13 protein-coding genes are annotated in these 11476 nt (G+C 28.4%); 11 read left to right on the forward strand and 2 right to left on the reverse strand.

The window, feature by feature from the left end:
- The first annotated feature begins 125 nt into the window (after window positions 1-125).
- The 4 genes from recA to ACQPUW_RS06035 all read left to right on the forward strand — a co-directional run bounded on the left by recA (window position 126) and on the right by ACQPUW_RS06035 (window position 3905).
- A complete protein-coding gene (gene recA, locus ACQPUW_RS06020; RefSeq protein ID WP_430836566.1) occupies window positions 126-1172 on the forward strand; it encodes a recombinase RecA in 1047 nt (348 codons plus the stop codon).
- Between the two features lie 343 nt (window positions 1173-1515).
- Window positions 1516-3051, forward strand: coding sequence for a ribonuclease Y (gene rny / locus ACQPUW_RS06025; RefSeq protein ID WP_430837283.1), 1536 nt, complete (start codon window positions 1516-1518; stop codon window positions 3049-3051).
- Window positions 3052-3223: 172 nt separating this feature from the next.
- The gene (locus tag ACQPUW_RS06030) at window positions 3224-3484 is read left to right on the forward strand and encodes a stage V sporulation protein S (protein ID WP_204595302.1); all 261 of its coding nucleotides are present in this window, start codon (window positions 3224-3226) and stop codon (window positions 3482-3484) included.
- A gap of 160 nt (window positions 3485-3644) precedes the next feature.
- Entirely contained in the window at window positions 3645-3905 is a 261-nt protein-coding gene (locus ACQPUW_RS06035) for an HPr family phosphocarrier protein (RefSeq protein ID WP_204595303.1), read from the forward strand.
- Window positions 3906-3992: 87 nt separating this feature from the next.
- Here ACQPUW_RS06035 and ACQPUW_RS06040 read toward each other — a convergent pair whose 3' ends face one another.
- Window positions 3993-4208, reverse strand: coding sequence for a DUF378 domain-containing protein (locus ACQPUW_RS06040; protein ID WP_430836567.1), 216 nt, complete (start codon window positions 4206-4208; stop codon window positions 3993-3995).
- 167 nt (window positions 4209-4375) lie between these two features.
- Here ACQPUW_RS06040 and purB point away from each other — a divergent pair, with 167 nt between their 5' ends.
- The 3 genes from purB to cobT all read left to right on the forward strand — a co-directional run bounded on the left by purB (window position 4376) and on the right by cobT (window position 8283).
- Window positions 4376-5806: an adenylosuccinate lyase gene (gene purB / locus ACQPUW_RS06045; protein WP_430836568.1), complete on the forward strand. Its 1431-nt coding sequence runs from the start codon at window positions 4376-4378 to the stop codon at window positions 5804-5806.
- Window positions 5807-5914: 108 nt separating this feature from the next.
- Window positions 5915-7072 carry an MFS transporter gene (locus ACQPUW_RS06050; RefSeq protein ID WP_430836569.1) on the forward strand — a complete coding sequence of 386 codons (1158 nt, stop codon included), beginning with the start codon at window positions 5915-5917 and terminating at the stop codon, window positions 7070-7072.
- A gap of 110 nt (window positions 7073-7182) precedes the next feature.
- Window positions 7183-8283, forward strand: a complete 1101-nt coding sequence (gene cobT / locus ACQPUW_RS06055) for a nicotinate-nucleotide--dimethylbenzimidazole phosphoribosyltransferase (protein WP_430836570.1) — start codon at window positions 7183-7185, stop codon at window positions 8281-8283.
- Between the two features lie 7 nt (window positions 8284-8290).
- Here cobT and ACQPUW_RS06060 read toward each other — a convergent pair whose 3' ends face one another.
- A complete protein-coding gene (locus ACQPUW_RS06060; RefSeq protein ID WP_430836571.1) occupies window positions 8291-8974 on the reverse strand; it encodes a phosphotransferase family protein in 684 nt (227 codons plus the stop codon).
- 197 nt (window positions 8975-9171) lie between these two features.
- Between ACQPUW_RS06060 and ACQPUW_RS06065 the strand changes: the two genes are divergently transcribed.
- Genes ACQPUW_RS06065 through ACQPUW_RS06080 form a run of 4 tightly spaced genes read left to right on the forward strand, consistent with a single transcriptional unit; the run spans window position 9172 to window position 11451 of the window.
- Window positions 9172-9732 carry a bifunctional adenosylcobinamide kinase/adenosylcobinamide-phosphate guanylyltransferase gene (locus ACQPUW_RS06065; RefSeq protein WP_430836572.1) on the forward strand — a complete coding sequence of 187 codons (561 nt, stop codon included), beginning with the start codon at window positions 9172-9174 and terminating at the stop codon, window positions 9730-9732.
- Window positions 9719-10471 carry an adenosylcobinamide-GDP ribazoletransferase gene (locus tag ACQPUW_RS06070; RefSeq protein WP_430836573.1) on the forward strand — a complete coding sequence of 251 codons (753 nt, stop codon included), beginning with the start codon at window positions 9719-9721 and terminating at the stop codon, window positions 10469-10471. The genes ACQPUW_RS06065 and ACQPUW_RS06070 overlap by 14 nt, the downstream gene beginning before the upstream one ends.
- A gap of 10 nt (window positions 10472-10481) precedes the next feature.
- Window positions 10482-10862 carry a bifunctional adenosylcobinamide kinase/adenosylcobinamide-phosphate guanylyltransferase gene (locus ACQPUW_RS06075; protein ID WP_430836574.1) on the forward strand — a complete coding sequence of 127 codons (381 nt, stop codon included), beginning with the start codon at window positions 10482-10484 and terminating at the stop codon, window positions 10860-10862.
- Complete coding sequence (locus tag ACQPUW_RS06080; RefSeq protein WP_430836575.1) at window positions 10855-11451, forward strand: histidine phosphatase family protein; 597 nt, start codon at window positions 10855-10857, stop codon at window positions 11449-11451. Before ACQPUW_RS06075 ends, ACQPUW_RS06080 begins: the two co-directional genes overlap by 8 nt.
- Window positions 11452-11476 lie beyond the last annotated feature (25 nt).

An 11476-nucleotide genomic window follows, 5' to 3' on the forward strand; every position in this document is an offset into this window, starting at 1 on the left:
TCAATTATAATAAAAGTTCCTACTAAGAGTTGGGACTTTTATCTGTATTTATAGTTGACTATATATAGGTAGTTCTATATAATTATATATATAGAACATAAGTTCGGTGAGAGGATGGTGTATTAATGAATAATATAGATTCAAATAAATTAAAAGCAATTGAGGCTGCCATGGGCCAAATAGAAAAACAATTTGGTAAGGGTTCAGTTATGAAATTAGGAGAAGAATCAGTTCTTAATGTTGATTCAATTCCAACTGGCTGCTTAGATTTAGATATAGGACTTGGGATTGGTGGAGTACCAAAGGGCAGAATTGTAGAAATATATGGACCAGAAAGTTCAGGTAAAACTACAGTTGCACTTCATATTGTTGCAGAAGCACAAAAATTAGGTGGAGCAGTTGGATTTATAGATGCAGAACATGCATTAGACCCTTCATATGCTAGGAAAATTGGAGTAGATACAGAAAATTTAATAGTTTCTCAACCAGATACTGGAGAGCAAGGACTTGAAATAGCAGAAGCTTTAGTTCGTTCAGGCGCTATTGATGTTATAGTTGTTGATTCAGTTGCAGCACTTGTTCCAAGAGCTGAAATTGAAGGGGAAATGGGAGATGCACACGTTGGTCTTCAAGCTAGGTTAATGTCTCAAGCACTAAGAAAGCTTGCGGGAACAATAAGCAAAACAAATTGTGTTGCTATATTTATAAATCAACTTAGAGAAAAAGTCGGTATAATGTTTGGTAATCCTGAAACAACTCCTGGAGGAAGAGCATTAAAATTCTATGCATCAGTTAGAATGGATGTTAGAAGAATAGATTCAATTAAGCAAGGTGAAAGTATAGTAGGTAACAGAACAAGAGTTAAGATAATAAAGAATAAGGTTGCACCACCATTTAGACAAGCAGAATTCGATATAATGTATAACGAAGGTATTTCAAGAGAAGGAAATATCATTGATGTTGGTGTTAAGGAAGAAATAGTTCAAAAGAGTGGAGCATGGTTCTCATACGGAGATGTAAGATTAGGTCAAGGTAGAGAAAATGCAAAAGCATACTTAAAAGAAAATCCAGAAGTAGCCTTAGATATAGAAAATCAAATTAGATCAAAGTATAATCTTCCTCTTAATAAAGCGAAGGAAAAAGAAGCTGCTCCTGATAAAGAAAAGAAATAAGAATAAGATTAACTTAAAGTAAAATTAAGTTTTTATGGTAAGGCAACCTAAAGAATAGGTGTCTTACCATTTTTTATTAAACAACATAAAAAAATAATAGTTAAAGGTTTACTTAAAGATGAAATGTTAATAAGAAATTAGGCGTAAAAAAGAGAGAAAATGAGTATAATAAAGAAAATGAGGTGATTAATACTTTATATTAGTCAACTTGACATAATTTTATTTTTACTATACAATAATAACAAATACTGGTTTATCATATTCCAAAGATAACAGTGAGAAACAGTATGACACCACTACGCTTTCACTTAAAAATAAGCGAGGGGGTGTTAATATGCCACAAATTGTAACAATAATTATAATTGATATAATTGTGCTGTTAATATTAGGAATAGTACTTTACAAAACAATACAAAGTACATCAAAAAACAAAATAGAATCTCTTGAAAGAGAAGCAGAAAAGCTTGTAGAAGATGCAAAAAAAGATGCAGAAGCTATGAAGAAAGAAGCTATACTTGAAGCAAAAGAAGAGGTTCATAGATTAAGAAATGATTTAGAAAAAGATTCTCGTGAGAGAAGAAATGAGATCCAAAGGCTTGAAAGAAGAGTTTTACAAAGAGAAGAATCTCTTGATAAAAAGAGCGATTTTCTTGAAAAGAAGGAAGAAACCATTAATGGTAGAATGAATGACATTAAACAGTTAGAAAAAGAAGCTAACGATCTTCATGAAAAGAGAAGAGAGGAACTTGAAAGAGTTGCAAACTTATCCAGTGAAGAAGCTCGTCAATTAATTTTAGATGAAGTTAAAAAAGAAGTTTCACATGAGTCTGCTATAATGATTAAAGAAATTGAGAGCAAGGCTAAGGAAGAAGCAGATAAGAAGGCGAGAGAAATCGTTACTACAGCAATACAAAGATGTGCTGCTGATCATGTTTCAGAAACAACTGTTCATGTTGTTGCGTTACCTAATGATGAGATGAAGGGTAGAATAATAGGTAGAGAAGGAAGAAACATTAGAACCCTAGAAACGTTAACAGGAGTGGATTTAATTATAGATGATACTCCAGAGGCAGTAATTTTATCAAGTTTTGATCCAATTAGGAGAGAAGTTGCTAGAATGGCACTAGAAAAGTTAATAGTAGATGGCAGAATACATCCAGCAAGGATCGAAGAGATGGTTGAAAGAGCTCAAAAAGATGTTGAAAACGACATTAAAGAAGAAGGAGAACAAGCGACATTAGAAACAGCTGTTCATGGTCTTCACCCAGAGCTTACAAGATTACTTGGTAGATTAAAGTATAGAACTAGTTATGGCCAAAATGTATTAAAACATTCCATAGAAGTTTCATATTTAGCTGGTTTGATGGCTTCAGAATTAGGTTTAGATGTTACTCTAGCTAGAAGAGCTGGTTTATTACATGATATAGGGAAAGCTGTAGATCAAGAACAAGAAGGGCCACATGCAATTATTGGGGCTGATCTTGCTAAGAAATATGGTGAATCTAAATTAGTAGTAAATGCTATAGGAGCCCATCATGGGGATGTTGAAATGCAATCTTTAGAAGCAATATTGGTTCAGGCAGCAGATGCAATATCAGCAGCAAGACCAGGAGCAAGAAGAGAAACATTGGAGGCATATATAAAGAGATTAGAGAAGTTAGAAGAAATTTCTAACTCATATGAAGGTGTAGAAAAGTCATATGCCATTCAAGCTGGTAGAGAGATTAGAATTATGGTTAAACCAGATCAAATTGATGATGCTGGATCAGTTGAACTTGCTAGAAATCTTGCAAAGAGCATAGAAGAACAATTAGAATATCCAGGTCAAATAAAAATCAATGTTATTAGAGAAACTAGAGCAATTGATTTTGCTAAATAAATCGTCAATATTAAAATACATTTTGCTTTGTCAAAATGTATTTTTTTATAAAATTTCAAAAAAATAAAGGGATTTATAAATAAGAGTAGAATATATATATTATGCCACAAGATGGTAGAGTATTTTTATTAATGTAAACGATTAGTAATAAAATGTAGGAGGAGAAATAAAAGTGGAAGTATTAAAAGTTTCAACAAAATCAAACCCAAATTCAGTAGCAGGAGCATTAGCTGCAATAATAAAAGAAAAGAATATAGTAGAAATTCAAGCGGTAGGAGCTGGCGCTATAAATCAGGCTATTAAAGCCATTGCTATAGCAAGAGGATTTGTAGCTCCAAGTGGAAAAGATATAATCTGTGTACCGGCATTTACAGATATAATTATTGATGGAGAAGAAAGAACAGCTATTAAGCTTATAGTACAGCCAAGATAATAATATGTATTATTTTTAAAAATACATAACTAAATTGGAAGTAGAGGTAATTTATTTGTAAATTAGCTTATTCAATAGTTGAAATTTTCACGAAAACCATTTATAATAAAATGGTTAATAAAATATTAACCTATTAAATTAAGTAAAGAGGTGTATTTACATGGTATCTAAAGAGGTTTTAGTTAAGAACGCTACTGGTTTACACGCTAGACCAGCAACTTTACTAGTTAAAAAAGCTTCTTCATTCAAATCAGATGTGAGCTTAGAGTTTAACGGTAAGAAAGCAAACGTTAAGAGCTTAATTGGAGTTCTTTCATTAGCTGTTACTGCTAACTCAGTGGTAAACGTTATTGCTTCAGGAGATGATGAAGCTTTAGCTGTAGAAGAAATTTCAAAATTAATCGAAAACTTAGAAGATTAATTAAAGATTAAAGGTTCCTAATATTTTAGGAACCTTTTTCTTTTTTTAATAAGAATTTATGTATATAAAATCATTTACATATGATTCTTATTTTAATGATATAAGTTTACATCTAAATAATAATGTTATTAAGTTAATTCCAGATATAGCGATTAGTATATATATAATTCTAGATACCATTGCTACTCCAAAGCTTAATAAGGTAACTAAATTAAAATTTAATAAACCAACTAAACCCCAATTAAGTGCACCTATTATAACTAGTAAAAAAGATAGTTTGTCTAATATGTTTATTTTACACATAATAAAATCTCCTTTCATTACTATCTAAAATATATATATGAACATATAATATTAATAATGACTTTAATGAAAGTTTTTTTTACAAAAAGATGAAAATAATAAATAATTATGTTATAATACGAACTATATTATGTAATATTTAAAATATATTCGTATGGAGGTCTAGGATGAGAAATTTATATAGTACACCGCTAAATTCAAGATATGCATCAAAAGAAATGAGTTTTATTTTTTCTGATGATATGAAATTTACAACTTGGAGAAAATTATGGCTAGCACTTGCAGAAAGTGAAAGAGAGTTAGGATTAAATATAACTGAAGAACAAATAGAAGAATTAAAAGAACATGTAAATGATATAAACTATGAGGATGCAATAAAAAGAGAAAAAGAAGTAAGACATGATGTTATGAGTCATGTATATGCATATGGATTACAATGTCCAAAGGCTAAAGGAATAATTCATCTTGGAGCAACTAGTTGTTATGTGGGAGATAATACAGATGTAATAATAATGAGAGATGCATTATTATTAATAAAGAAAAAGATAGTTACTGTGTTACATAGATTAAGTAAGTTTGCTTTAGAATATAAGGATATGCCAACACTAGGATTTACACATTTCCAACCAGCACAGCTTACAACAGTAGGTAAGAGAGCTACTCTATGGATGCAAGATTTAGTAATGGACATAGAGAACATTGATTTCCTTTTAAGCACTTTAAAATTAAGAGGTGTTAAAGGAACAACTGGAACACAAGCAAGCTTTATGACTCTTTTTGAAGATGATGAAGAAAAGGTGAAAATATTAGATAAAAAAGTTGCAGAAAAAATGGGATTTGAAAAAAGCTATGGAGTTACAGGTCAAACTTACCCAAGAAAGTTAGATTCAATAGTTTTAAATACATTATCAGAAGTAGCACAAAGTTGCTATAAATTTAGTAATGATTTAAGATTACTTCAAAGTATGAAGGAAGTAGAAGAACCTTTTGAAAAAAATCAAATAGGGTCATCAGCAATGGCATATAAGAGAAACCCTATGAGAAGTGAGAGAATGGGTGCTCTAGCAAGATATGTTATTGTAGATGCATTAAATCCTGCTATAACAGCTTCTACACAATGGTTCGAAAGAACACTAGATGATTCTGCTAATAAAAGACTTTCAATTGCAGAAGGATTCTTAGCTTTAGATGGAGTGCTAAATTTATATATTAATATAGCTGAGAATATGGTTGTATATGATAAGGTAATAGCTGCTCATGTAAATAATGAATTACCATTTATGGCAACTGAAAATATTATGATGGAATCAGTAAAAAGAGGCGGAGACAGACAAGAATTACATGAGAAAATAAGAACTCACTCAATGGCTGCAGCTCAAAGAGTTAAGGGTGAAGGCCTTGATAATGATTTAATAAAGAGAATAATTAATGATGGTACTTTTAATCTTTCAGAAGAAGAGATTAGGGCAATTATTGATCCTAATGAATTTGTTGGTAGAGCTCCAAGTCAAGTGGTAGAGTTTATTGACGAATATATAAATCCGATTATAGAGAATAATAAAGAAGCAATAGAAGTTAAGAGTGAAATTAACGTTTAAATTATTAAACTAGAAGTTATCCATTGTAACTTCTAGTTTTTTACTTTATAAAATTAAAAGAAGTATGCTATAATAACTTTGTTTTACAAGAGACGAAGGGAGAAAAAAATGAATGATAAAAATAAAATAATATCAACTACACTAATATATTTTGTAATGGTGGTTACAGCAATAACAGAAGGTCTTATAAATATATTTACAGTACCTATTAAAAGAGATTTTGCAATAACTGATACAAAATTATCATTAATGTTTATGTTTGGTACAATAGCATATTTAATATGTAATTATGTTGGTGGAGCTTTATGTGAAAAGATAGGTCAGAAAAAATTATTTTTAATAGGGTTATTAGGAGCTGGTCTAACTAATTTAATACAAGCATGGTCACCTAACTTTACAATATTTATAATTGCATTTGCAATAATTCAAGCTTTCCTAGGTTTAATGTCTATTGCAGCAAATACTATAATACCAGTAATATGGATTACGGGACAAGCAATTGCTATGAATTTAACTCACTTTGCTTATGGAGTAGGTCTTTCTGCATCACAAAAACTTTCAGGGGTATTAATGACAGATGGATTTGGATGGAGAAAGATTTATATAGGTTCAGCGATAATTACATTTATAGTATTAATAGCATTTTTATTTGTAAAGCTTCCAGTAGTAAAAATGGATAAAAAAGAGGATAAAATATCTTTATTTGTAATTTTACAAGATAAATTAGTTTGGTTTTTCTTTATAGGTTTAGGTTTTTATATAATAGCTGAACAAGGAACAGGAAGATGGTTACCAACGTACATAAAATCTAATTATTCAAATGTTACAGAATCAAAAATAGCATCTTATGTATCAATATTTTTCTTATTATTAACTATTGGCAGATTAGTTGGTGGATTTATAGTTGAAAAAATTGGTGCTATGAGATCTGTAAAAATATTTTCATTAGTTGGTGGATGCTTATTTATAATTGGACTTATAAGTGGAGAACCAGGATTATATATAGTATCAATTGCAGGATTCTTTTTCTCAATAATGTTTCCAACAGTTGTTGTCATTATAAGTAATACATTTAAAAAGAGTACTGCCTATACTACAGGAATTATAATAGCGCTTGCAAGTATTGTAAATACTGTTATGAATTTATTGGTAGGAGTTGTATCAGATAGTATAGGAATAAAATATGCTATGTTTATAATGCCAATATCTATATTAATTACATTTGTATTTTTATGCTTAGCAAGCAGAACTGCTAAATCAAGATAATTTATTTTAGCTGAATGCACATAATGGTGTATTCAGCTAATTTTCAATAAAATATATTAAAAAATTAGGTTCATTAAATTATATGATATTATTTAAGGAGTATTAGTGATATGAAGGATAGAAGATATGAAATATATAAGATAATAGATAATATAAATTCTACAGATAAAGAAATTCAAAGAAAAGCAAGAGAAAGGGTGGATTCTTTAGCAAAACCACTTGGTAGCCTTGGTAAACTTGAAGAAATTGCTATTAAGGTAACGGGAATAACTAATAAAATGAAGAACACTTTTGAAAAGAAATGTGTAATCATTTTCTGCTCAGATAATGGAGTGTTTGAAGAAGGTATAGCAAGTACTCCTCAATATGTTACGCTTGCACAAACTATTAATTTTACAAAAGGATTATCAGGTGTTGGAGTAATTGCAAAGCAAAATGGAAGCGACCTAATGGTAGTTGATATAGGTATAAATAGTAATTTAAAGGTTCCGGGAGTAATACATAAAAAAATAAGAAGAGGAACTAATAATATTGCAAAAGGTCCAGCTATGAGTGAAGAAGAATGTATAACTGCTATATTAGCAGGCATAGAGTCTGTTAAGAGAGCTATAGATGAAGGATATGAAATTTTAGGGGTAGGAGAGATGGGAATAGCAAATACCAGTACTAGTAGTGCAATTTTAATATCTCTACAAGAATGTAGTATAGAGAAAGCAGTTGGAAGAGGCTCAGGATTAACTAATAGTTCATTTGATAAAAAGAAAGCTATAATAAAACAAGCGTTAGAGATAAATAATCCAGATAAAAATGACCCTATAGATGTATTGACGAAAGTTGGAGGATTTGATATTGCAGCTATGGCAGGTGCGTTTTTAGGTGCAGCGTATTATAAAGTTCCAATAGTTATAGATGGATTTATATCAGCTGTGGCAGCACTTGTAGCATCAAGATTAAACAGTAATGTAAGAGATTATCTATTTTCATCTCATTTATCTCAAGAAATTGGATATAGCCTAGCTATTAAAGAATTAGGGCTTCAACCTATGGTGAATTTAGATATGAGGCTTGGAGAAGGTAGTGGTTGTCCTATAGCATTCACTATAATAGATACAGCAAATGCTATATTAAGAGACATGTCAACCTTCGAAGAGTCAGGAATAAATTGTGAATATTTAAATGAAATACGCGATGAGGAATGTTATAAAGTATAGATGTAACTTATATAGAACTTAATACAAGAAAACCACCTTTTTTATAATCATAATTTTTATTAGTAGATGGTGATTTTGTTATGCTCCATAAACCATTATATAATTTCACAAGTTTAATATAATTTTTAAGTTTTTCTATATCATAATTTGTTATTGTTCCTAAATATGATTCTAAGAAATATAATTTCTTAGAATCATCTATAAATAGTGAATATGTAGCCAAATCAAAGAATATGTCATTCAATGCTGAAAATTCAAAATCTATTAATAGAGGGTTATTATTTGAAACTATAATATTAGATGGATTTAAATCATTATGGCATAGAGAAAATTCTTTAATTGGAAATTTATTTTCTATGTAATTCAATAATTCTAAGTAATAATCATAAGTTTTAGGAAGCTGTATAGTATTATCTTTGCAATATGATAACTTATCATTAATATAAGAAAATGGAGATATACAATTTAATTCTTTTGAAGGGGTGAGTGAATGAAATTCCTTTAGCTTAATAGATAATTTATCTATAAATTCATTTGAGTTACAAAGGTATTCACAGGGAGTATCCCCATCAATCCAATTACATAATAAAATAAATAAGTTTTCACATCTTAAAATATATGATTCTCGATTGATAACTTTTAATATATTATGCTCTTTTAATAGATTTTTTTCATCTAAAGAAATCTTCATTAGATATAAGCTATTATTTATAGAGATATTATAAGCATCATTGGAAAGACTTTGAAGCTTATTAATTAATTTTACATTGTGTATATTAGTATTAAATTTTTGGGATACACATAAAAAAACGTTTTTTAACAAATAATCACCTAAATTCTTAAAGTATATTATGCATTATAACATAAAAAATAAAGAGGAGAAAATATATGAAAATAGCAGTAATAGGAGGAACAAGAAGTGGCAAATCTTTTCTTGGAGAAGAGATTTGTAAAAGGATAAATACTTCAGATAATATAAAATATATAGCTACTATGGAACCTCATTGTGATGAAGATTTAAAAAGAATAGAAGGTCATTTAGAAAGAAGAAAAGACAATACTTTTATAACATTAGAGGCCTTTAGAGATTTAGATAAAATAATTAATGAAATAAATAAATTAGATACTATTCTTTTAGATAGTGTCACTACTTTACTTAATAATGAAATGTTTACTAAGGATGGAGTTCAAAAATATACATATAAAAAAATAGCTAAAAATATTATTGATCTAAGCAACGAATGCAAAAATATAGTAGTTGTCACTGATTATGTTTTTAGTGATTCTATATTGTATGATGATTTTACTAATGAATATAGAAAAGAATTAGCTTATTTAAATAGAGTAATAGTTGAGGATTTCGATATAGTAATTGAATGTAATTATAATAATTTTGAAATTCATAAAGGAAATTTTGAGGGGAGAAAATTAATAAATGAGATATATTAGAAGCTTTTTTATGGCATTATCTATGTTTTCAGTAATACCAGCGCCTAGATATAAATGGGAGAAAGAAAATACAAAAAATATTTTAAAATTTTATCCCTTTGTTGGGGCTATAATAGGAGCTTTATGGGTATTACTTTATAGTGTATTAAATTGGTTTAATATAAATAATGTATTAATTAGTGCAATACTCTTAGTTTATCCTATAATGGTTACTGGAATGCTACATTTGGATGGATTTATGGATATATGTGATGCAATACTTTCAAGAAGAGATAGGGAAACAAAATTAAAAATTCTTAAAGATTCATGTACTGGAGCATTTTCAGTAATTTGTCTTGTAATCTTAATGATAATTCAATTTGCATCTATTTATTCAATAATAGAAGATAATAAAAATATATTATTTCTTTTATTTATACCTATAATAAGTAGAAGTTTTATGGCGCTTATGATATTAACAAAAAAAGAAATAAAAGAGAGTACTTTAGTAAAAATATTTAAAGATGGTACTAATACATGGGATAGGGTATTACAAATAATTATATTGATTATAACATTTATAGTTATATATATTACATTAGGAGCTATATATAATTGTATTATGCTTATAATGTGCTTAATTATGCTTTATAAAACAGATGTTAATATAAAAGAGCTTGGAGGAATAAATGGAGATGTGGCAGGCTATGGTCTTATAGTTGGAGAGTGTGTTGGAATTTTAATGTTAGCATTATTTTAAGGAGAGAGATATGATATTAGTTTTTGGTGGTGCTTATAATGGCAAGTTAGCCTATGTAAAAGAAAAATATAATTTAGATGAGGAAGATATATTTTATTGTAATTCAGACAATATAAACTTAGAAAAAAAAGTTATATGTGGTTTTCATATATTTGTTAGAAATATGATTTTGGAAAATAAGAGTCCTTTAGAATACATAAAAAGTAATATGGATAAATTAAAAGATAAAATAATTATAACTGATGATATTGGACTAGGAATAGTACCAATTGAAAAAACAGATAGAATTTGGAGAGATGAGCATGGAAAATCAATTCAATATATATCTTCTAAGAGCAAAAAGGTTATAAGAATTTTTTTAGGTATAGAGAAGGTTTTAAAAGATGAATAAAGTAAATTTATATTTAATAAGACATGGGAAAACAGAAGGTAATGAAAAACGTTTATATTGCGGATATACTGATTTGCCACTTTCAGATAAGGGAAAGACTGAATTAGAATCTTTAAAAGGAATATATAAAGTTTGTGATAATTATTATACGACAGGGCTTAAGAGAACAAATGAGACATTAAATATATTGTTTGATTGTGACAATTATTCAATTGAAGAGGGTTTTAAAGAGTATAATTTTGGTGATTTTGAGATGAAAGGATATGAAGAATTAAAAAATAAAAAAGAATACATAGATTGGATAGAAGATGTTACTGGAAAATATGTTATTCCTAATGGGGAATGCAAAAATTCTTACAGAGAAAGAATAAAAGATACATTTTATAAATTTATAAATGAAATATTTAGTAAAAATCAAAAAAATGTTGCTTTAATTTGTCATGGAGGAACTATTGGAACAATTATAGAACAGTTTTATAATAGTGAGAAAAATTTATTTGATTGGCAACCAAGTTGCGGAAGGGGATATCTATTAGAAATAATATTAGAAAATAATAAGATTAATATAGTTAATATGGAAAAAATATAAATAAGATGTTATACATGATATAATA

Source organism: Clostridium sardiniense (assembly GCF_050584765.1).
Taxonomy (GTDB): domain Bacteria; phylum Bacillota; class Clostridia; order Clostridiales; family Clostridiaceae; genus Clostridium; species Clostridium sardiniense_A.